16 protein-coding genes are annotated in these 22,267 nt (G+C 71.9%); 9 read left to right on the top strand and 7 right to left on the bottom strand.

The window, feature by feature from the left end; all coding sequences use genetic code 11:
• The first annotated feature begins 311 nt into the window (after positions 1 to 311).
• The 4 genes from GA0115234_RS21605 to glgB all read left to right on the top strand — a co-directional run bounded on the left by GA0115234_RS21605 (position 312) and on the right by glgB (position 8,165).
• Positions 312 to 2,333: an alpha-1,4-glucan--maltose-1-phosphate maltosyltransferase gene (locus tag GA0115234_RS21605; RefSeq protein WP_093544118.1), complete on the top strand. Its 2,022-nt coding sequence runs from the start codon at positions 312 to 314 to the stop codon at positions 2,331 to 2,333.
• Entirely contained in the window at positions 2,330 to 4,036 is a 1,707-nt protein-coding gene (treS, locus tag GA0115234_RS21600; RefSeq protein ID WP_093544116.1) for a maltose alpha-D-glucosyltransferase, read from the top strand. The genes GA0115234_RS21605 and treS overlap by 4 nt, the downstream gene beginning before the upstream one ends.
• Before the next feature lie 228 nt (positions 4,037 to 4,264).
• Positions 4,265 to 5,665 carry a maltokinase N-terminal cap-like domain-containing protein gene (locus GA0115234_RS21595; RefSeq protein ID WP_093544114.1) on the top strand — a complete coding sequence of 467 codons (1,401 nt, stop codon included), beginning with the start codon at positions 4,265 to 4,267 and terminating at the stop codon, positions 5,663 to 5,665.
• Positions 5,666 to 5,738: 73 nt separating this feature from the next.
• Positions 5,739 to 8,165 carry a 1,4-alpha-glucan branching enzyme gene (gene glgB / locus GA0115234_RS21590; protein WP_093544112.1) on the top strand — a complete coding sequence of 809 codons (2,427 nt, stop codon included), beginning with the start codon at positions 5,739 to 5,741 and terminating at the stop codon, positions 8,163 to 8,165.
• A 27-nt stretch (positions 8,166 to 8,192) separates the two neighbouring features.
• On the opposite strand, the gene GA0115234_RS21585 is transcribed toward glgB, so the two are convergent.
• From GA0115234_RS21585 to GA0115234_RS21560, 6 genes are all read right to left on the bottom strand, one after another.
• Positions 8,193 to 8,846, bottom strand: coding sequence for a response regulator (locus tag GA0115234_RS21585; protein ID WP_093544110.1), 654 nt, complete (start codon positions 8,844 to 8,846; stop codon positions 8,193 to 8,195).
• A gap of 51 nt (positions 8,847 to 8,897) precedes the next feature.
• A complete protein-coding gene (locus GA0115234_RS21580; protein WP_093544108.1) occupies positions 8,898 to 10,403 on the bottom strand; it encodes a sensor histidine kinase in 1,506 nt (501 codons plus the stop codon).
• A gap of 76 nt (positions 10,404 to 10,479) precedes the next feature.
• Positions 10,480 to 11,727: a Clp protease N-terminal domain-containing protein gene (locus GA0115234_RS21575; RefSeq protein ID WP_093544106.1), complete on the bottom strand. Its 1,248-nt coding sequence runs from the start codon at positions 11,725 to 11,727 to the stop codon at positions 10,480 to 10,482.
• A 138-nt stretch (positions 11,728 to 11,865) separates the two neighbouring features.
• The gene (trxA, locus tag GA0115234_RS21570) at positions 11,866 to 12,207 is read right to left on the bottom strand and encodes a thioredoxin (protein WP_093544104.1); all 342 of its coding nucleotides are present in this window, start codon (positions 12,205 to 12,207) and stop codon (positions 11,866 to 11,868) included.
• Positions 12,208 to 12,210: 3 nt separating this feature from the next.
• Positions 12,211 to 12,615, bottom strand: a complete 405-nt coding sequence (locus tag GA0115234_RS21565; RefSeq protein ID WP_093544102.1) for a MerR family transcriptional regulator — start codon at positions 12,613 to 12,615, stop codon at positions 12,211 to 12,213.
• A 92-nt stretch (positions 12,616 to 12,707) separates the two neighbouring features.
• A complete protein-coding gene (locus GA0115234_RS21560; protein ID WP_370804540.1) occupies positions 12,708 to 14,060 on the bottom strand; it encodes a cation:dicarboxylate symporter family transporter in 1,353 nt (450 codons plus the stop codon).
• A gap of 178 nt (positions 14,061 to 14,238) precedes the next feature.
• Here GA0115234_RS21560 and GA0115234_RS21555 point away from each other — a divergent pair, with 178 nt between their 5' ends.
• From GA0115234_RS21555 to GA0115234_RS21545, 3 genes are all read left to right on the top strand, one after another.
• On the top strand, positions 14,239 to 15,930 hold the full coding sequence (locus GA0115234_RS21555) for a sensor histidine kinase (RefSeq protein WP_093544098.1): 1,692 nt from the start codon (positions 14,239 to 14,241) through the stop codon (positions 15,928 to 15,930).
• On the top strand, positions 15,927 to 16,601 hold the full coding sequence (locus GA0115234_RS21550; RefSeq protein ID WP_093544096.1) for a response regulator: 675 nt from the start codon (positions 15,927 to 15,929) through the stop codon (positions 16,599 to 16,601). Before GA0115234_RS21555 ends, GA0115234_RS21550 begins: the two co-directional genes overlap by 4 nt.
• A 225-nt stretch (positions 16,602 to 16,826) precedes the next feature.
• Positions 16,827 to 17,465: a transcriptional regulator gene (locus GA0115234_RS21545; RefSeq protein ID WP_093544192.1), complete on the top strand. Its 639-nt coding sequence runs from the start codon at positions 16,827 to 16,829 to the stop codon at positions 17,463 to 17,465.
• Between the two features lie 61 nt (positions 17,466 to 17,526).
• On the opposite strand, the gene GA0115234_RS21540 is transcribed toward GA0115234_RS21545, so the two are convergent.
• A complete protein-coding gene (locus GA0115234_RS21540; protein WP_093544094.1) occupies positions 17,527 to 18,552 on the bottom strand; it encodes an ATP-dependent 6-phosphofructokinase in 1,026 nt (341 codons plus the stop codon).
• 298 nt (positions 18,553 to 18,850) lie between these two features.
• Here GA0115234_RS21540 and pta point away from each other — a divergent pair, with 298 nt between their 5' ends.
• Both pta and GA0115234_RS21530 read left to right on the top strand, forming a co-directional pair.
• Complete coding sequence (gene pta, locus GA0115234_RS21535) at positions 18,851 to 20,923, top strand: phosphate acetyltransferase (protein ID WP_093544092.1); 2,073 nt, start codon at positions 18,851 to 18,853, stop codon at positions 20,921 to 20,923.
• A 4-nt stretch (positions 20,924 to 20,927) separates the two neighbouring features.
• The gene (locus GA0115234_RS21530) at positions 20,928 to 22,199 is read left to right on the top strand and encodes an acetate kinase (RefSeq protein ID WP_093544090.1); all 1,272 of its coding nucleotides are present in this window, start codon (positions 20,928 to 20,930) and stop codon (positions 22,197 to 22,199) included.
• Positions 22,200 to 22,267: the final 68 nt, after the last annotated feature.

Here is a 22,267-nt window from a genome sequence, read left to right as displayed (position 1 = left end):
CGGCGGAGCCCCTTCGGTACACAGCCCGAGTGCGCGCCGGGCACCAGATGAATGCCGCCCGAATGCAGCACGAATTCGAGACATCCGCGGGCGTGGAGTTCATCCGGTTCACATCCGCGCAACATACCCGTGCTCAGCTCATTCGACTGCCATTCGAGTGAATGCGGACAGGAGCGGCCATGCCCAGACCCCATCAGTCGTCGACGGAGCAGCTAGAAAGGACGGACCCCATCGGTAGCGGTGTGCGCTTTTCGCCCTCCGCCACTGTGCCGCGCCCGGTTCGGCCCGAACCCCAGTCCCCAGGTGATTCCATGATCGGTCGCATTCCCGTCCTCGACGTCCGCCCTCTCGTCGACTGCGGCAGGAGGCCCGCCAAGGCCGTCGCCGGTGAGACCTTCCAGGTCACCGCGACCGTCTTCCGCGAGGGGCACGAGGCCGTCGCCGCCAATGTCGTCCTGGCGGACCCGAGCGGGCGGCCCGGCCCGTGGACTCCGATGCGCGAGCTCGCCCCCGGCACCGACCGCTGGGGCGCCGACGTCACCCCGGACTCCGAGGGCCGCTGGACGTACACGGTCGAGGGCTGGAGCGATCCGGTCACCACCTGGCGGCAGCACGCCCGGATCAAGATTCCGGCGGGGATCGACACCGCGCTGGTGCTGGCGGAGGGTGCCGAGCTGTACGAGCGGGCCGCCGAGGGCGTACCGAAGCGGGACGGGCGGGAGGCGGTGCTGGCCGCCGTCGACGCGCTGCGCGACGCCTCCCGCCCGGCCGCCGCGCGGCTGGCCGCGGCCCTCACCCCCGAGGCGGAGGCCGCGCTCGCCCGTCATCCGCTGCGCGAACTGGTCAGCGCGTCCCCGCCGCTGCCGCTGGTGGTCGAGCGGCGGCGGGCCCTGTTCGGCTCCTGGTACGAGCTGTTCCCGCGCTCGGAGGGCGCCCGGGTCGAACCGGCGAGGCGGGCGCAGAAGGGCAGGGCCCGGAAGCCGGCGAGGGTCGTCGGCGGCACCTTCCGCACGGCGGCCGAGCGGCTGCCCGCGGTCGCCGCGATGGGCTTCGACGTGGTCTACCTCCCGCCCGTCCACCCCATCGGCACCACCCACCGCAAGGGCCCCAACAACTCGCTCTCCCCCGCCCCCCACGACGTGGGGGTGCCCTGGGCGATCGGCTCGCCCGAGGGCGGCCACGACGCCGTCCATCCCGATCTCGGCACCCTCGACGACTTCGATCATTTCGTCGCGGCGGCCCGGAAACTGCGCATGGAGATCGCACTCGATTTCGCGCTCCAGTGCTCTCCCGACCATCCCTGGGTGGAGAAACACCCGGAGTGGTTCCACCATCGCGCGGACGGCACGATCGCCTATGCCGAGAATCCCCCGAAGAAATACCAGGACATCTACCCGATCGCCTTCGACAAGGATCTGGACGGACTGGTCGCCGAGACCGTGCGTATTCTGCGGTTCTGGATGGACCACGGGATCCGGATCTTCCGCGTCGACAATCCGCACACCAAACCGGTGATCTTCTGGGAGCGGGTGATCACGGACATCAACCGGACCGATCCCGATGTGATCTTCCTGGCCGAGGCATTCACCCGGCCGGCGATGATGAAGACACTCGCCGCCATCGGATTCCAGCAGTCCTACACGTATTTCACCTGGCGCAACACCCGGCAGGAAATCACCGAATATGTCACGGAGTTGTCGGGCGACACCGCTTCCTACATGCGGCCCAATTTCTTCGTGAACACGCCGGACATCCTGTCCGGCTATCTCCAGGACGGAGGCCGCCCGGCCTTCGAGACGCGGGCCGTCCTCGCCGCGACGCTCTCCCCCTCCTGGGGTGTGTACGCGGGCTACGAGCTGTGCGAGAACACCCCGGTCCGGCCCGGCAGTGAGGAGTACCTCGACTCGGAGAAGTACGAGATCCGCCCCAGGGACTGGGAGTCGGCGGAGCGCGAGGGCCGTTCACTGGCCCCGCTCATCACCGCGCTCAACCGCGTCAGGCGCCGCAACCCCGCTCTGCAGCAGCTGCGTGACGTGCACTTCCACTCCACCGACGACGACGCGTTGATCGCGTACAGCAAGCGTTCGGGTTCGAACATCGTTCTGGTGGTCGTCAACCTCGACCCGCACCACACCCACGAGGCCACGGTCTCGTTGGACATGCCGCGACTCGGCCTCGACCGGCACGAGCGCATGCCGGTGCGCGACGAGCTCACCGGCGACACCTATCACTGGGGCAGGACCTTCTATGTGCGCCTAGAGCCGGGCGTCACGCCCGCGCACATCGTCGTCCTGCGACCGTCCCCGCCGACCGGAGGGTCACCCACACCATGATCGTCAATGAGCCCGTCCACGACACCTTCGAGGACACCCCGGCCAAGGACCGCGATCCCGACTGGTTCAAGCGCGCCGTCTTCTACGAGGTCCTCGTCAGGTCCTTCCAGGACTCCAACGGCGACGGCATCGGCGACCTCAAGGGCATCACCGCCAAACTGGACTATCTGCAGTGGCTGGGCGTCGACTGCCTCTGGCTGCCGCCGTTCTTCAAGTCACCGCTGCGCGACGGCGGTTACGACGTCTCCGACTACACCGCCGTGCTGCCGGAGTTCGGTGATCTGGCCGACTTCGTGGAGTTCGTCGACGCCGCGCACCAGCGCGGGATGCGCGTGATCATCGACTTCGTCATGAACCACACGAGCGATCAGCACGACTGGTTCCAGCAGTCCCGCACGGACCCGGAGGGACCGTACGGCGACTACTACGTCTGGGCCGACGACGACAAGCAGTTCCCGGACGCCCGGATCATCTTCGTGGACACGGAGACGTCCAACTGGACCTTCGACCCGGTGCGCAAGCAGTACTACTGGCACCGGTTCTTCTCCCACCAGCCCGATCTCAACTACGAGAACCCGGCGGTGCAGGAGGAGATCATCTCCGCGCTCCGCTTCTGGCTGGACCTCGGCATCGACGGCTTCCGGGTGGACGCCGTGCCGTACCTCTACCAGCGCGAGGGCACCAACTGCGAGAACCTCCCGGAGACGCACGACTTCCTCAAGCGGGTCCGCAAGGAGATCGACGCGCACTACCCGGACACCGTGCTGCTCGCCGAGGCCAACCAGTGGCCGGAGGACGTCGTCGACTACTTCGGCGACTACCAGGCGGGCGGCGACGAGTGCCACATGGCGTTCCACTTCCCCGTGATGCCGCGGATCTTCATGGCCGTGCGGCGCGAGAGCCGCTACCCGGTCTCCGAGATCCTGGCCAAGACTCCGGCGATCCCGCAGAACTGCCAGTGGGGCATCTTCCTGCGCAACCACGACGAGCTCACCCTCGAAATGGTCACGGACGAAGAGCGGGACTACATGTACGCGGAGTACGCCAAGGATCCGCGGATGCGGGCCAACATCGGCATCCGGCGGCGGCTCGCACCGCTGCTGGACAACGACCGCAACCAGATCGAGCTGTTCACCGCGCTGCTGCTGTCCCTGCCCGGCTCCCCGATCCTGTACTACGGGGACGAGATCGGGATGGGCGACAACATCTGGCTCGGTGACCGGGACGCCGTACGCACCCCGATGCAGTGGACGCCCGACCGGAACGCCGGGTTCTCCTCCAGCGACCCGGGGCGGCTCTACCTCCCCACGATCATGGATCCGGTCTACGGCTACCAGGTCACCAATGTCGAGGCGTCGATGGCGTCCCCGTCGTCGCTGCTGCACTGGACGCGGCGGATGATCGAGATCCGCAAGCAGAACCCCGCCTTCGGCCTCGGCTCGTACAACGAGCTGCCGTCGTCCAACCCGGCCGTGCTCGCCTTCACCCGTGAGCACGGCGACGATCTCGTGCTGTGCGTGCACAACTTCTCGCGGTTCGCGCAGCCGACGGAACTCGATCTGCGGTCGTTCGCCGGGCGCCATCCGGTGGAGCTGATCGGCGGGGTGCGCTTCCCCTCCGTCGGCCAGTGGCCCTACCTGCTGACCCTCGCGGGGCACGGCTTCTACTGGTTCCGGATGCGCAAGGACGCGCCACCGAGCTGACCGCGCACCACCCACCGCGGGGCGGTTTCCGCCGCCCCGCACGGGGCACCTTCCTCCACACCGCACACGTACGGCCCCTTCCGGGCCCCCTCTGGCGTTTCGATCCCATCGAGTCGAGTCCGTACGGACCATCCTGACCCGACACGTCCCGCACAGCCGGACAGCTATTGCCGCAATCCGGGACACTCTTCGCATCCTGTGGTGTGCCCGGGGAAAGGACGCGATGCCATGTCGGAGGCTGCATCCACTCGGGTCGCCCTGACCGACAGCACAGCTCTGCTCCCGTCTCTCGCCCCCCTGCTGCACGAATGGCTGCCCCGGCAGCGGTGGTTCGCGGGCAAGGGGCGGCCCGTCACCGCGTTCTCGCTGGTGTCGGCGACCGAGATACTGCCGGTGGGCACCGGTTCCGTCGCCGCGGGAACCGGCACCGGACTGCTCCATCTGCTGGTCCGGGCGCACCAGCCGGCCACGCCCGCGCAGTCGCCGGACGACTGCTACCAGCTGCTGCTCGGCGTACGGGCCGTGCTGCCGCCCCGGCTGGCGCCCGCGCTCATCGGCCGGGTGACCGAAGGGCCGCTCGCCGGCCGCACCGTCTACGAGGGGCTGCACGACCCGCACCTGGCCGGGCTCCTGCTGGAACGATTCCGTACCCCCGGCACCCTCGGCGCCCTGCGCTTCGGCCGGGGCGGCCGGACCATCGCCGCGGAACTCGCACCGCGGCTGCTCGACACCGAGCAGTCCAACACCTCGCTCGTCTACGGCAACGCCTACATCCTCAAGATCTTCCGCCGGATCTTCCCCGGCACCAACCCCGATCTGGAGCTGCCGCTGGCGCTCGCGCGGGAGGGCTGCGGCCGGGTGCCCGCCCCGGTCGCCTGGTTCGAGGCCACCACCCCCCGGCCGCTCACCCTCGGTGTGCTCCAGCCGTTCCTGAGCGGCGCCGAGGACGGCTGGCGGCTCGCCCTGCGCGCCCTGGCCGGGGGCCTGGACTTCACCGCCGAGGCCCACGCCCTGGGCCGGGCCACCGCCGAGGTCCACACCGCGCTCGCCGCCGCGCTGCCGACGCCCGCCCTGCGAAGCGCCCAGACCGAGCGCCTCGCCGCCTCGATGCTGCGCCGGCTGGAGGCCGCCGCCGAGGCGGTGCCGGAGCTCGTGCCGTACGTCCCCGGGCTGCGTACCGCCTTCGACGCGGTGGCCGCGCTGGGACACCGGGGACGCGACTGGGCGGCCCAGCGGGTACACGGCGATCTCCATCTCGGCCAGACGCTGCGCGCGGCCGACGGTTTCTGGTCACTGATCGACTTCGAGGGCGAACCGGCCCGGCCCCTGCCCGAACGCCGTCGGCCGCAGCTCCCGGTGCGCGATGTCGCCGGAATGCTCCGCTCCTTCGACTACGCGGCCCGCTCGCACCGCCCGTGGAACGCCGACTGGGCGGCCCGCTGCCGGACCGCCTACTGCGAGGGGTACGCCGAGGCCGCGGGCGTCGACCCGCGCAGCGAACCGGAGCTGCTGCGCGCCCATGAGACCGACAAGGCGGTGTACGAGGTGCTGTACGAGGCACGGCACCGGCCCGACTGGCTCCCGGTCCCGATGGCCGCGATCCACCGCCTGGCCGCCGCCGACGACTGACGGCCCGGCACGTACCGCCCCACCCCCGCCCTCCCTTCGCTCCCCCTCAACCCCCTCCGAGGAGGCCGTCCCCGTGACCGCCCGCAAGCCGTCCCGCCGCACACCCGCCCCCACCGAGGCCCCCCGGACCCCGCCACCGGCACCCGGGGCCTCGACGGCCTCCACGCCACCGGAACCGGCCGAGGCGGTGGCGGCGCCGTCGCCGGAACCGGCCGCCCCGACCGGACGGAGGAAACCGGCGGCCAAGCGGACCGGCGCCCCGTCCCCGCGCCCCCGCCGGAGCGCCGCCGGCCAGGGCGTACGGCAGGCGCCCCCGCTCGACGACGCCGACCGGGGCCGGCTGCTCGCCGGTGAACACCACGCCCCGCACGACCTCCTCGGCGCCCACCCGGTCCGGGGCGGTGTGACCCTCCGGGTGCTGCGCCCGTACGCCCGGTCGGTGACCGTGCTCGCCGAGGGGGTGCGGACGCGGCTGCACGACGACGGCGACGGCTTCTTCTCCGGGCTGCTGCCGATGCCCGCGCCGCCGGAGTACCGGCTGCTGGTCTCCTACCGGGACACCGAGTCCGAGGTGGAGGACCCGTACCGCTTCCTGCCCGCGCTCGGCGATCTCGATCTGCATCTGATCGGCGAGGGACGGCACGAGGAGCTGTGGACCGCCCTCGGCGCGCAGCCCATGGAGCACCAGGGAGTGGCGGGCACCCGGTTCACCGTCTGGGCCCCGGACGCCCGCGGGGTGCGGGTCGCCGGGGACTTCAACTACTGGGACGGCACCGGCTTCCCGATGCGTTCGCTCGGCTCCTCCGGGGTGTGGGAACTCTTCCTGCCCGGGATCGGGGAGGGCGCGCTGTACAAGTTCGATGTCTGCCGCCCGGACGGCTCGCACACGCTGCGCGCCGACCCGATGGCCCGGTACACCGAGGTGCCACCCGCCAACGCCTCGATCGTGACGGCCTCGCACCACGAGTGGCGGGACCAGGAGTGGATGGCTCACCGCGGGGACGTCCCGGTGCACGAGGCGCCGCTGTCGGTGTACGAGGTGCATCTGCCGTCCTGGCGCCCGGGGCTCACCTACCGACAGCTGGCCGACCAACTCCCCTCCTATGTAAGGGATCTCGGGTTCACCCATGTGGAGCTGATGCCGGTCTCGGAGCACCCCTTCGGCGGTTCCTGGGGGTATCAGGTCACCGGTTTCTACGCCCCCACGTCACGCATGGGGACACCCGACGACTTCCGTTTCCTCGTCGATTGCCTGCACCGGGCCGGGATCGGGGTGATCGTCGACTGGGTGCCCGCACACTTCCCGCGCGACGACTGGGCACTGGCGGAGTTCGACGGCCGGCCGCTGTACGAGCACTCCGATCCGTCGCGGGCGGCGCATCCGGACTGGGGCACGCTGGAGTTCGACTTCGGGCGTACCGAGGTGCGCAACTTCCTGGTGGCCAACGCCACTTACTGGTGCGAGGAGTTCCACATCGACGGGCTGCGGGTCGACGCCGTCGCCTCGATGCTCTATCTCGACTACTCGCGCGAGGAGGGCGAGTGGTCCCCGAACGAGCACGGCGGACGGGAGAATCTGGACGCCGTCGCCTTCCTCCAGGAGATGAACGCCACCGTCTACCGCCGCAATCCGGGCGTGGTGACCATCGCCGAGGAGTCCACCGCCTGGGACGGGGTCACCCGCGCCACCCACCATGTCGGCCCCGGCGGCTTCGGGGGCCTCGGCTTCGGGCTGAAGTGGAACATGGGCTGGATGCACGACTCCCTGGAGTACGTGTCGAAGGAGCCGGTGCACCGCAAGTACCACCACAACGAGATGACCTTCTCGATGGTGTACGCGTACAGCGAGAACTACGTCCTGCCGATCTCACACGACGAGGTGGTGCACGGCAAGCGGTCGCTGGTCTCCAAGATGCCCGGCGACTGGTGGCAGCAGCGCGCCAACCACCGGGCCTACCTCGGGTTCATGTGGGCCCATCCGGGCAAGCAACTCCTCTTCATGGGACAGGAGTTCGCCCAGGGGGCGGAGTGGTCGGAGGGGCACGGCCCTGACTGGTGGCTGCTCGATCCCTCGTACGCGGCGGAGAGCGATCACCGGGGCGTGCGCACCCTGGTCGCCGAGCTGAACGCGGTGTACGCCGAGACCCCCGCGCTCTGGCAGCGCGACACCGTCCCCGAGGGCTTCGACTGGGTGGACGGCGGCGCGGCCGAGGACAATGTCTTCGCCTTCCTGCGCTACGACGCGCACGGCGCGCCGCTGCTGGCCGTCAGCAACTTCTCCCCGGTGGTGCGGCACGACTACCGGGTGGGGGTGCCGAAACCGCTCGGGGACCGGGTCGCCTGGGCGGAGGTCCTCAACACCGACGCCGAGCGGTACGGGGGCAGCGGTGTGGGCCATCCCGATCCGCTGAAGCCGCAGCCGGTGGCCGCGCACGGCAGGCCCGGCAGCCTGCTGCTGACGCTGCCGCCGCTGGCGACGGTCTGGTTCCGGCCGGTCTGAGCGGGGCGCGGGGCCGCGGAGAACGGCTCAACGACCGGTGAGCAGGCCGGCGTCGTGGGCGAGGACCGCGGCCTGTACGCGGTTGGCGCAGCCGGTGCGGGTGAGGATCCGGCTGATGTGCGCCTTGACCGTGCCGGCGCTCAGATACAGCCGATCGGCGATCTCCGCGTTGGACAGGCCCGTTCCCAGCAGCCGCAGGACGTCCCGTTCGGCCGGGGTCAGCTCTTCGGTCCGGCGCAGCGCGGCCTCGGTGTCCCGGCCGGACGTCACGTGCCGTTCCAGCAGCCGCCGGGTGATCCGGGGGGCCAGTACCGGTTCGCCCCGGGCCGCGAGTCGTACCGCGTGGATCAGTTCGGCGGGGCCGGTGTCCTTGAGGAGGAATCCGCCGGCACCGGCCCGCAGGGCGCGCGTCACGCTCGCTTCCTCGCCGAACGCGGTCAGCATCACGACGGAGGTGCGGGGCGAGAGGCGCGCGATGTCCTCGGCGGCGGCGATGCCGTCCCCTCCCGGCATCTTGATGTCGAGCAGGGCGACATCGATGTCCTGGGCGCGGCATGCCTCGGCGGCCTCACGGCCGTTGCCCGCCTCGGCGACCACGTCGATGTCGTCGGCGTTCTCCAGGATCAGCCGGATTCCCGTGCGCATCAGCGCCTCGTCGTCGGCGACCAGGGCTCGGATCATCGGCCCATCCTAGGCGAGGTGCCATCGCGGTCGTCGTGCGCCCGCCAGGGGTTACGGGACGGCACTCAGGACCTGGTAGACCAGCAGTACGGCGAGGAAGACGGTCGTGGGCAGGGTCACCAGGAGGGCGAGGCAGCCCGATCCCAGGACGCGCGGCCAGGTCAGGATCTCGTCCGGCAGCGGAGCGCGCGCTCCTCTCTGTCCGGTGCCGTGGGGTGGGACGCGGGCCGCGTCCGGAGCCGGTCCGGCGAGGGCCTCCTGCGACGCGGCGGATCCCAGGGGGTCGTTCCCTTGCGTGGGGAGCCAGGCCGTCACACGGAATCCACCGTTCGTCAGGGGACCCGCGCGGAACGTGCCGCCGAGCAGCGAGACCCGTTCCTGGCAGCCGGCCAGCCCGCTGCGGCTACCCCCGTGGGAGCGGCCGGACGCAGGGGGCGCCTCGTTGGTCACGGACACGTCGACGCCCCGGTCCGTGCTTCGCACCACCACCCCGGTGGGCGCACCGGACGCGTGTTTCAGTACGTTCGTCAGTCCTTCGCGGACCACTCGGTGGATCGCCTGACGCGTACGCGGATCCATCTCGGCCGTGTCGGGCACGGACCAGTCCAGCCCGACGCTGCCGCCGGTCCGCCGGGACTCCTCCACGAGGGCGGCGATGTCCGCGCGCGTACCCGTCTCCTCCCCGGTTCCGTCCGCCGCGCGGGGGCTGTCCTCGTGCCGCAGGACGCCGAGGATCTCGCGCAGTTCCTCCATGGCGGTGCCCGCTGTCGCACGGAGCAGTTCGGCCTGCCCGGCGAGGGCGGGTGCCTGGCGCGCGGCACCGAGTTCGAGCGCCCCGGCGTGCACCGAGATCAGGCTCAGCCGGTGTCCCAGGAGGTCGTGCATCTCCCCCGCGATCCGGGTGCGTTCCTCCAGCCGGGCCGTCGCGGCGGTGAGCGCGCGGGCCTGCTCCAGGTAGGCGTTGCGTTCCCGCAACAGGCTGACCAGGGGGCGCCGCCGCCCCAACAGGGTGCCGGACAGGGCCGGAAGGAGAAGGAGCAGCACGCACGAGACCGCGTTCCCGGCCAGCTCCGGCAGCAGGGCCTCGGTCCGGACCAGCGCGCCACGGGCGAGGGCCAGGACACCGACGACGGCACAGGCCACCCCGACGAGCTGCCACACGCGCCGTGCCGGTGCGATGCGGCGGGTGGCGGACAGCACGATGAGCGGCGCCACCGCCAGGGTCCACACGTTGTCCCCCACGACCAGCACGGCGGAACCCAGGACCGCGGCGCCCGGCCGGGCGCGCCGTGCGGGGACGAGCATCGCCGCCCACAGCGCCTCCACGACGGCCGGTACGAGCCGGTCCGGGGGCACCAGCGGCAGCGGCAGCAGACCGATGGCCGCCACCAGGGCGCAGAGCAGCCCCTCGGTGACGACCGTACGGCGCTCGGCGGCACGCACCGCGGACCAGCACTCCACCGCCTCGCGGTGCAACCACCGCGGCACACCGGCCGGTCCGCGCCCCGGTCGTCGGGCCGGGCTCGACAGCCGTGTGCGCTCGGGCGCCTGACTCATGATCTTCCCCGCCCCGCCTCCGGGTGTGCCGGGAGGAACGGTAGCCGAGGGGGGCGCCGTCCGGCGGGCCCGGGTGTCATGCGCCCGGCCGGAGGCTCGGCTCCGCCCGCAGCGCGGCCACGTCCACCCCGGCCTCGGTGAGCAGCGCGACGACCTGGCCACCGGCCCCGGCGTCCGCGTCCGTCGCCGTCTCGTCGAGCAGCGCGGACAGCAGGTGGACCGTGCCGACCGTGGGCGATCCCTGCTCGGCGGCGGTCAGCCGGGCCCTCGCCATGGTCCGCTCGGCGGCGGCGGACGGCCGTACGCCGCCGCTGTCGGGCGCGGCGGCGTACGGGCCCGCCGACGCCGACGCCGCTGAGACCAGGGAGTCCTGCCGTAGGCCGTGTCGGCGCATCAGGGCTGCGGCGGAGTTGGCCTCCGCCAGACTCGCGGGCAGCGAGCGGCCGGAGACGAACAGTGCCCGGTCCAGCGCCGGCGTCCCCAGCAGAAGATCCACCGGTTCGACCGCGGCGCGCCCGCACCGTACCGCCTGCCGCGTGGCCTCGACGGACACCGCGAACAGAACCGGTGAGCCGTTCACGCTGCTCCCGGAGGTCCATGAAGTCAGGGCGCGGGAGAGGATGTTGCCGCTCCTGCCCAGCGTTCCGGCCCGGCGGAGAAGGGTGACGCCGCGGGATTCCGGCCCTTCGGTCTCCGCCGCGGCGCGCGCGTCCAGTCGGTCGAGCGCGCTCGACGCGGCAGCGATGTCCAGCCGTTGCAGCAGCAGGGCTTCCCGCGCCCGGGTGTCCGGCAGCTCCAGCAGGGCGCGGGCCACATGGCGGCAGCGCGCGGAGACCGTCCCCTCGGCGCGGGCCGACCGGAGCGCGAGCAGCAGGCACGCCCGCATCGCCCCGCTCATCCCGGGCAGCGCCGAGCCGCTGTCCGCGGCCGGTCCGCGCGAGCCCAGTCCGAGGCGCCACCGTGCCTCACGCCAGGCGGCGTCCACCTCTCGCGCGTCGGCAGCGTCCGGACCGGCTTCCGCACCGGCGCCGGTCGGCGCACCGGGTGCTTCGTCGTCGCTCGCCCAGCCCCGGCCCGCCCGGCCGGCGATCGATCCGCTGAGCGAACCGGCCTTCCGTATGCCCGGGGCGATCGTCTCACCGGCGTCCGTGTCCCCCGACACGAGCTCCGCCAGCAGTGTGTCCGTCCCCACGGACGACAACTCCCGCCCGACCGCACGGCGCAGCGTCTTCACGAACAGGTCCATGACGTCCGGCTCGAACTCCTTGGTCGCCCCGGTCACGGCCGTGCCGTCGGCCGCTCCGGTCGTCCCTCGCTGCCCCATCGGCGTTCCTCTCAAAGCGTGGTGGCCTGGTCCGGACGACGCTAGGCGCACCGACCACGCCGCCGCGTCTGCCGATCGGCCACGTTCCCCGTCCGATCGGCGGACCGGAGGCAGGACACCGTGGGGCGGCGCCCCGCCTCACACCGTCGCGAAGACGTCCTCCAGTTCCTGGAGCAGGCGGCGCTTGGGGCGGGCGCCGACCATCGACTTCACGGGCTCGCCGGAGCGGAAGACCATCAGGGTCGGCGCCGAGAGCACCGCGTACCGGCTGGCGATGGCCGGGTTGGTGTCGATGTCCAGCTGGACGACCTCCATGCGCCCGGCCAGCTCGGTGGCGACGGCGCTGAGCACGGGGGCGAGCTGGCGGCACGGGCCGCACCAGTCGGCGGTGAACTCGACCAGGACGGGGCCTTGTGCCGCGAGCACCTCCGTGTCGAAGGTGGCGTCGGTGACCTCGGCCACACCCTCTGCATGAATCATCTGTCATCCTCCCAGTTCACAACGTGGTTCCGGACCGCCGGGCAGCGCCGCCCCGGCCTCCAGTTCGGCCCTGGCGAGCTCCGCGCCCACCTGGGCGCGGACCGCCCGGAGCTGCTCGATGAGCGAGTCGAGCTCGTCGAGCTTGCGCCGGTATACGACGAGCGAGGCGGGGCAGGCGTCACCGGCCGGGTGACCGGCGCGCAGGCACTCGACGAACGGCCGGGTCTCCTCCAGCTCGAACCCGAAGTCCTGAAGGGTCCGGATCTGCTGGACGAGCCGCAGATCGTCCTCGTCGTACGCGCGGTAGCCGTTGTCGGCCCGCCGCGCGGGCAGCAGCCCGCGTGACTCGTAGTACCGCAGAGTCCGCGTGGTCGTCCCGGCCTGTTCGGCCAGCTCCCCGATTCGCATGTCTTCGACGGTAGACCTTGACGCGGACGTCAAGGCAAGCGCTGAGGGGCCGCCGCTTCCGCGACGGCCCCTCAGCGGTGTTCCCGGTACGTCTACGCCTTCGTCAGGACGGGCTTCCCGTCGCCGTCGCGCGGCTCCGGGACGTCCGCGCCCTCGGCGTCCTGGTTGAGCATCTGCTCGGTCCACGGGAGCGCGCCCGAGAGGACCTTGTCCACCCGCTCCTTGTCGATCTCCTTGGTCCAGGTGCCGACCAGGACGGTGGCCACCGCGTTGCCCGCGAAGTTGGTCATGGCGCGGGCCTCGCTCATGAAGCGGTCGATGCCGACGATCAGGCCGACGCCGTCGACCAGTCCGGGGCGGTGCGACTGGAGGCCGCCCGCGAGGGTGGCCAGGCCCGCGCCGGTGACCCCGGCGGCGCCCTTCGAGGCGACGATCATGAAGAGCAGCAGCGAGACCTGCTCACCGGCGCTCAGCGGGTCGCCCATCGCGTTGGCGATGAAGAGCGAGGACATCGTGAGGTAGATCGCGGTGCCGTCGAGGTTGAAGGAGTAGCCGGTCGGCACGGTGATGCCGACGACCGGGCGGCTGACCCCGAGGTGCTCCATCTTCGCGATGAGCCGCGGCAGCGCGGACTCGGAGGAGGAGGTGGAGAGGATCAGCAGGAACTCACGGCCCAGGTACTTCAGCAGGGCGATCAGATTGACCCCGGCGACCAGCCGCAGGATGGTGCCGAGCACCACGAAGACGAAGATCGCGCAGGTGAGGTAGAAGCCGATCATGATGATCGCCAGGGACTTCAGCGCGTCGACGCCGGTCTCGCCGACCACCGCCGCCATCGCGCCGAACGCTCCGACCGGGGCCGCCCACATGATCATGGCGAGGATCCGGAAGACGAGGCGCTGGATGTGGCCGATGCCGCGCAGCACCGGTTCGCCCGCCGTGCCCATGGCCTGGAGTGCGAAGCCCGCGAGCAGGGCGATGAGCAGGGTCTGGAGCACCTCGCCCTGGGTGAAGGCGGAGACGATCGTCGTCGGGATGATGCCGAGCAGGAAGTCGGCGGTGGACTCGCTCGCCCCGGCCGCCTGCTTCTCGCCCGCGGCGCGCACGGCCTCGGTGAGGTGGAGGCCCTGGCCGGGCTCCAGGAGGTTGCCGACGAGCAGGCCGATGGCGAGCGCGACGGTCGACATCACCAGGAAGTAGCCGAGGGCGAGACCGCCGACCGCGCCGACCTTGGCGGCCTTGCGCACCGATCCGACGCCCAGCACGATCGTGCAGAAGATGATGGGCGAGATCATCATCTTGATCAGGTTCACGAAGCCGGTGCCGATCGGCTTGAGCTCGACGGCGAAGCCCGGGGCGGCGAAGCCCACGAGAATGCCGAGCGCCACCGCCGCGATCACGGCCAGATACAGATAGTGCGTGCGGTCCCGCTTGGCGACTGCCACTCCCACGGGGTACTCCTCGGCTCGTCCGGGTCGCTCCCCGTCCCTGGGGGCGCAAGGGCTGTCCGGCGGATCGGAGCCGTCGGACGAAAAAACCCTTGGCGAATATCTCGCTCCCTGTGACGCCGGTCACCGTTACGTGCATTTCGTTCATGTGTTTTCGGCCAGGCAGACTGGGCCCATGCGTCTCCCCCGCCCCCGGACCCGCCCGCGCAGCCTGGCCGGTCAGCTCTTCGCCATGCAGGTGGTGCTGGTGGCGGCGGTGGTCGCGGGGTGCGCGTTCTTCGCCTACGCCTCCGGCAGCGAGCAGGCGAAGGAGACCGCGGCCCGGCAGGTCAGGGCGGCCGCGCTGGCGATCGCCGACTCGCCGTCCGTACGGGAGGCGATCCGCACCCCGGACCCGTCCGCCGTGCTCCAGCCGTACGCGGAGAAGGTCCGCAGGGACACCGGGATCGCCTTCGTGACGATCATGTCCCCGCAGCGGGTCCGCTGGACGCACCCGGACTCCCAGCGGATCGGCGAGGAGTTCCTCGGGCACACCGCGCGGGCGCTGCGCGGCGAGACGTTCTCCGAGACGTACACCGGCACGCTCGGCCCCTCGATCCGGGTCGTCACCCCGATCCGGGACGGCGGCCGGATCACCGGTCTGGTCAGTGCGGGCATCACGGTCGAGCGGGTCTCCTCGCAGGTGCGGGCGCAGCTCGGGGCGCTGGGGCTGGCGGCAGGCGGGGCGCTCGCGCTCGGCGGCATCGGCACGTATGTGATCAACGCCCGGCTGCGGCGGCACACCCACGGCATGAACGCCGCCGAGCTGAGCCGGCTGCACGACTACCACCAGGCCACGCTGCACGCGGTGCGCGAGGGGCTCCTGATGCTCGACGGGCGGCGGCGGATCGCGCTGATCAACGACGCGGGCCGGGAGCTGCTCGGCCTGGGGCCGGGCGCGGTCGGGCGCAGGGTCGCCGAACTGGATCTTCCGGCGCCGCTGACGGGAGCGCTGCTCGCCTCCGAGGAGCGGGTCGACGAGCTGCATCTGACGGCGGACCGGGTGATCGTGGTCAACACCCGTCCGGTGGTGGGCGGGGAGCAGCGCGGCACGGTCGTGACCCTGCGCGATCACACGGAACTCCAGGCGCTGTCCGGCGAGTTGGACTCCGAGCGGGGGTTCACCCAGGCGCTGCGCTCGCAGGCGCACGAGGCGGCGAACCGGCTGCACACCGTCGTCTCGCTGATCGAGCTGGGCCGGGCCGAGGAGGCGGTGGGCTTCGCCACCGCCGAGTTGGAGCTGGCCCAGGCCCTCACGGACCGGGTGGTGGACGCGGTCGCCGAACCGGTACTGGCCGCCCTGCTGCTCGGCAAGGCGGCGCAGGCGAACGAACGGGGGGTGGAGCTGGTGCTCGCGGACGACAGCCTGATCGACGACGGGGCCCTGCCCACCACGCTGCCGCAGCGGGACCTGGTGACGATCCTCGGCAATCTGATCGACAACGCGGTGGACGCGGCCTCGGAGGCGGCGACCGGCGGGCCGGACCCCGGGGCCGTGCCCGCCCAGCGGAGCACGGGCGGCGGCCGGTCCGCCCGCGCCCGGGTCACCGTCACCGCGCTCGCCGGGGAGGGCGAACTGCTGCTGCGGGTCGCCGACACGGGGGCCGGGATCGATCCGCGGGACGCCGCCGAGGTGTTCGACCGCGGCTGGTCGACGCACGGCACCGGCCGGGGCATCGGCCTGGCGCTCGTCCAGCAGGCGGTGCGCCGCAACGGCGGGACGGTCACGCTGGACGGCGGCCCGGACGGCGGCGCCCGGTTCACGGTACGGCTGCCGCTGGCGGTCGCCGGCCGCCCGGCACACACCACGAAGGAGGCCACGGCGTGATCCAGGTACTGGTCGTCGAGGATGATCCCGTCGCCGCGGACGCCCATCGGCTCTACGTGGGCCGGGTCCCCGGATTCGCGGTGGCGGCCGTCGCGCGTTCGCGTGCGGAGGCGGTGCGGGCGCTGGACCGCACCCAGGTCGATCTGCTGCTCCTGGATCTGTACCTGCCCGACGGGCACGGGCTGCATCTGCTGCGCTCGCTGCGCGCGGCCGGGCACTCGGCGGATGTCATCGCGGTGACCTCGGCGCGCGATCTGGCGGTGGTCCGGGAGGGGGTGTCGCTCGGTGTGGTGCAGTACGTGCTGAAGCCGTTCACCTTCGCCACCCTGCGCGACCGGCTCGTGCGCTATGCGGAGTTCCGCGCGGCGGCCGGTGAGGCGAGCGGCCAGGACGAGGTGGACCGGGCGCTCGGCGCCCTGCGCGCCCCGCAGCCGGCCCGGCTGCCGAAGGGGCTGAGCGGTCCGACGCTGGAGGCCGTCACCCGCACCCTGCGGGCCGCCCCGGACGGGGTGACGGCGTCGGCGGCCGGGGAGGAGCTGGGCATCTCGCGGATCACCGCCCGCCGCTATCTGGAGCATCTGGTGACGGTGGGACGCGCGGTGCGCAGTCCGCAGTACGGGCAGATCGGGCGCCCGGAGCTGTACTACCGGTGGGTGTCCGAGAAACTCTGACCCCACCCGTCGACTCCGGCCCCGCCTGACGGCTCGTGCCTCACCGGACGGCTCATGCCTCACCCGTCGATTCCGAACCCACCCGTTCTAGGACGTTCCTACGAGCTGTGGATATCGGCGGAACACACCGTAGTCATTCCGTTCCTCGAATCCTACGGTGGGGCCGTGTACCCCTCCCCGCCGTTCAACGCCCCCGCCGCGCGCCGACTGCGCGAGGCCCTGGGGATGCTTCCCGGCCATGTCGCCTACGGTCTCGGGGCCCAGTACGGGCTCCGGATCAGCACCGAGACGGTGGTCGCCTGGGAGCGCGGGATCGCCGCGCCGAGCGAGTACGAACTCACGGCGCTGGCAGGGGTGTTGTGGTGCTCACCGGGTGAACTCCTCACCGCCGCGCGCACCCTGAGGGAACACCGGGTGGCCAGGCAGCTGGCCGTTGCGGAGCTGGCGCAGCTGCTGGGACTGACCGTCTCCGCGTATCTGCGGATGGAGGAGTCGGGGCGCTGGCGCGGCAATGAACGCCAGTCCGCTGCGCTCACCGAGGTGCTGGGGCTGACGGCCGCCGGGTTCGTGACGGTGTCCGGCCGGGACGAGGAGCTCGCGGAGCTGCTGCGCGGCGCGGTGACCACCCGCTGGCAGGCCCAGCTGCGGGCGGTGGCGAAGCTGGTGCCGCTGGAGCGCGGGTTCCTCCAGGACGTACTGGAACAGCTGCACGCCGACTACCAGTCGCTGATGGTGTCGACGCTGAGCTGGAGCAGCACGGGTACGGAGCGGGCCGGGGCGACCGGCGACGCGGGCCGGGAGTTCCTGGCGCGGATCCTGGAACGGTTCTGGCGGACGGCGGGGGTGCCGGGGCCGGACGGGTGAGCCGCCCAGCCCCGTCCGGCACCCGGTCGGGGCCGGGGCCGGAAGACCGGCCCGGTCGGCGTCAGAAGACCGACTCGGCCTCGTCCATCCGGTTTTTGGGAACGGTCTTGAGCCGCGTGATCGCGTCGGCGAGCGGAACCATCTCGATGTCCGTGCCCCGCAGCGCCGTCATCCGGCCGAAGTCGCCCCGGTGCGCCGCCTCGACCGCGTGCCAGCCGAAGCGGGTGGCGAGCACCCGGTCGTACGCGGTCGGCGTGCCGCCCCGCTGCACATGCCCGAGAATGACCGGCCGGGCCTCCTTGCCGAGCCGGGTCTCCAGCTCGATGGCCAGCCGGTTGCCGATGCCCTGGAAGCGCTCGTGGCCGTACTGGTCGATCTCGCCCTTGGCGTACGGCATGGAGCCCTCGGCCGGGTGCGCGCCCTCGGCCACGCAGATGACCGCGAACTTCTTGCCGCGCGCGAAGCGCTCCTCGACCATCTTCACCAGGTCGTCGACCTGGAAGCGGCGCTCGGGGAGGCAGATGCCGTGCGCGCCGCCCGCCATTCCGGACTCCAGCGCGATCCAGCCCGCGTGCCTGCCCATCACCTCGACGACCATGACCCGCTGATGCGACTCGGCGGTGGTCTTGAGACGGTCTATGGCGTCGGTGGCGACGCCCACCGCGGTGTCGAAGCCGAAGGTCCGGTCGGTGGCGGAGATGTCGTTGTCGATGGTCTTGGGGACGCCGACCACGGGCATCCCGGCGTCCGACAGCATCCGGGCGGCGGTGAGGGTGCCTTCGCCTCCGATCGGGATGAGGGCGTCCATGCCGTAACGGCGGCTCAGCTCGGCGCAGTTCTCGGCGGCCTCGCGCAGCCGGTCGCGCTCCAGCCGGGCCGAACCGAGAATGGTGCCGCCGCGGGCGAGGATGCCGCTGACCGCGTTGAGGTCGAGGGGGCGGAAGTGGCCGTCGAGGAGTCCCTTGAACCCGTCCTCGAAGCCGATGACTTCATCGCCGTGCCCCACCACGGCGCGGTGCACGACCGACCGGATCACTGCGTTCAGGCCTGGGCAGTCGCCGCCTGCGGTGAGAATTCCGATGCGCATCGTGCTGTGTCTCCTGCTCGCTAGTGCCGTGCATTCCGGGGGATGTCCACAGAAGCCCCCCGTACCGTGAGCCACGACGATTGTCCCACGCCGGGTCCGGGCCCCGCGCTCCCCCGTCTCTCCGGGGCGACCGCGCGGGCCCTTCCCCGGGGTGCGGGGAAGGGTCTGACACGGGGCCCGGGACGGCCTCGCGGCCCCCGGGACGGGGTGCTCCGCCCGGCGGGCGGCGCCTCGGCCCCCGCGGGTATCGTCAACTTGGCAATACCATCCCAAACCGCAAGTGGACGGGAGAGCACGCGTGACGCGCAGCGTGTACGTGACCGGGATCGACCGGGGAGACGGCCGGCAGGTCGTCGATCTGGGAGTCATGGAGCTCCTGACGCGTCAGGTGGACCGGGTCGGGGTGTTCCGCCCGCTCGTCCATGACGGGCCCGATCGGCTCTTCGAGCTGCTGCGCTCCCGCTACCGCCTCTCCCAGGACCCCGAGTCGGCCTACGGGCTGGACTACCCCGAGGCGGCCGCGCTCCAGGCGGAACGGGGCACCGACGAGCTGGTCTCCCTGCTCGTCGACCGGTTCCACCAGGTGGCCCAGAGGTACGAGGTGGTGCTGGTGCTCGGCACCGACTTCGCCGCCACCCAGCTGCCCGACGAGCTGGCGCTCAACGCACGCCTGGCCAATGAGTTCGGCGCCTCGGTGATCACGGTGGTCGGCGGCAAGGGCCAGACCGCGGAGTCGGTACGGGCCGAGACCCGCAACGCCTACCGCGCCTACGCCGGACTGGGCTGCGACGTCGTCGCGGTGATCGTGAACCGGGTGGCGGCCGAGGACCGTGACGGCATCGCGGAGCGGCTGACGGCCACGCTGCCCGTCCCCTGTTCGGTCCTGCCCGACGACGCGGCGCTCTCCGCGCCGACCGTCGCCCAGATCACCGCGGCGCTCGGCGGCACGGTGCTGCTCGGCGACGACTCCGGGCTGGCGAGGGACGCCCTGGACTTCGTCTTCGGCGGTGCGATGCTGCCGAACATGCTGAACGCGCTGACGCCGGGCTGCCTGGTGGTCACTCCGGGGGACCGGGCGGACCTGGTGGTCGGCTCGCTGGCCGCGCACAGCGCCGGGACCCCGCCCATCGCGGGGGTGCTGCTGACCCTGGACGAGCACCCCGGCGAAGAGATACTCAGGCTGGCCGCGCGACTCGCACCGGGCACCCCGGTCGTGTCGGTGGCCGACGGATCCTTCCCCACCGCGGCCCGGCTCTTCGCCCTGGAGGGCAAGCTGAACGCCGCGACCCCCCGCAAGGCGGAGACCGCGCTGGGCCTCTTCGAGCGCCATGTGGACACCGGCGCCCTGCTGGAGCGGATCTCGGTGGCCCGCAGCGGCCGGATCACCCCCATGATGTTCGAACACGAGCTGCTGGAGCAGGCCCGCGCGGACCGGCGCCGGGTCGTCCTGCCGGAGGGCACCGAGGAACGGGTGCTGCGCGCCACCGACGTACTGATGCGCCGCGACGTCTGCGACCTCACCCTGCTCGGCGACCCCGACACCATCCGCAAGAAGGCCGCCGACCTCGGCATCGACCTCGCCGACACCCGGCTCATCGACCCGCAGACCTCCGAGCTGCGCCAGACCTTCGCCGAGCGCTACGCGCAGCTGCGGGCCCACCGCGGGGTCACGGCGGAACTGGCGTACGACGTCGTCGCGGACGTCAACTACTTCGGCACCCTGATGGTCCAGGAGGGGCTCGCGGACGGCATGGTCTCCGGAGCCGTGCACTCCACCGCGGCGACGGTCCGCCCGGCGTTCGAGATCATCAAGACGGAGCCGGGCGCCTCGATCGTCTCCTCCGTCTTCTTCATGTGCCTCGCCGACAAGGTGCTGGTGTACGGCGACTGCGCGGTCAATCCGGACCCGGACGCGGAACAGCTCGCCGACATCGCCGTGCAGTCGGCCGCCACCGCCGCCCGCTTCGGCGTGGAGCCGCGGATCGCGATGCTGTCGTACTCGACGGGCACCTCCGGTTCGGGCGCCGACGTCGACAAGGTGCGCGAGGCGACGGACCTGGTCCGGGCGAGCAGGCCGGACCTCAGCGTCGAGGGCCCGATCCAGTACGACGCCGCGGTGGAGCCGAGCGTCGCCGCGACGAAGCTGCCCGGGTCCGAGGTGGCGGGCCGGGCGACGGTGCTGATCTTCCCGGACCTGAACACCGGCAACAACACCTACAAGGCCGTGCAGCGCTCGGCGGGAGCGGTGGCCGTCGGACCGGTCCTCCAGGGGCTGCGGAAGCCCGTCAACGACCTGTCCCGCGGCGCGCTCGTCCAGGACATCGTCAATACCGTGGCCATCACGGCGATCCAGGCGCAGGGCAAGGAGTGAACGGATGACCATCCCGACCACCGAGGACTCCGCCGCGGCGGGCGCGTACCGCGTGCTGGTCCTCAACTCCGGCTCCTCGTCCGTGAAGTACCAGCTGCTGGACATGAGCGACCGCACCCGGCTCGCGGTGGGCCTGGTCGAGCGGATCGGCGAGAAGACCTCCCGCCTGGTGCACACCCCGCTGGTCGGCGGGGGCGCCGAACGGCGCGAGCGGACCGGCCCGATCGCCGACCACGAGGCGGCGCTGAAGGCGGCGGCACAGGAGCTGGCGGCCGACGGCCTCGGCCTGGACTCCCCGCAGCTCGCGGCGATCGGCCACCGGGTGGTGCACGGCGGGCTGCGCTTCACCGAGCCCGTGGTGATCGACGACGAGGTGCTGAAGGAGATCGAGCGCCTGGTCCCGGTGGCCCCGCTGCACAATCCGGCGAACATCACCGGCATCCGTACCGCCCGCGCCCTGCGTCCGGACCTGCCGCAGGTGGCGGTCTTCGACACCGCCTTCCACACGACGATGCCGGAGTACGCGGCGCGGTACGCGATCGACACCGAGACCGCCGACGCGCACCGCATCCGGCGCTACGGATTCCACGGCACCTCGCACGCGTACGTCTCCCGCAAGGCCGCCGAGCTGCTGGGACGCACCCCCGAGGAGGTCAATGTCATCGTGCTGCACCTGGGCAACGGCGCCTCGGCGTCGGCGGTGGCCGGTGGCCGGTGCGTGGAGACCTCGATGGGGCTGACCCCGCTGGAGGGGCTGGTGATGGGCACCCGCTCCGGGGACGTCGATCCGGCCGTCACCTTCCACCTCATGCGCGTCGCGGGGATGTCGGCGGACGAGATCGACGCGCTGCTCAACAAGAAGAGCGGGCTGGTCGGTCTCTGCGGCGACAACGACATGCGGGAGATCCGGCGCCGGATCGACGAGGGCGACGCGCGTGCGGCGCTGGCGTTCGACATCTATGTGCACCGGCTGAAGAAGTACATCGGCGCCTATTCGGCGGTCCTCGGCCGGGTGGACGCCGTGGTGTTCACGGCGGGGGTCGGGGAGAACTCCGCACCGGTGCGGGAGGCTGCCGTCGCCGGACTCGAAGAGCTCGGCCTGGCGGTGGACGCGGACCTGAACGCCGTACGGTCCGACGAGCCCCGGCTGATCTCGCCGAACTACGCGCGGGTGGCGGTCGCCGTGGTGCCGACGGACGAGGAGCTGGAGATCGCCGACCAGACCTTCGCGCTCGTCGGACGGGACCGCGGCCCCGTCGTACAGGCCCACAACTGAGCGCCCCCGCGCCCCTTTGTACCTTCCACCAGACGGAATATTCCGTAGCGAAACAAACCGATAGGATC

This window comes from Streptomyces sp. DvalAA-43 (assembly GCF_900091725.1).
Lineage (GTDB): Bacteria > Actinomycetota > Actinomycetes > Streptomycetales > Streptomycetaceae > Streptomyces > Streptomyces pulveraceus.
The sequence above is the reverse complement of the archived record's forward strand: the minus strand, read 5'-3'. Positions and strand labels throughout refer to the sequence as shown.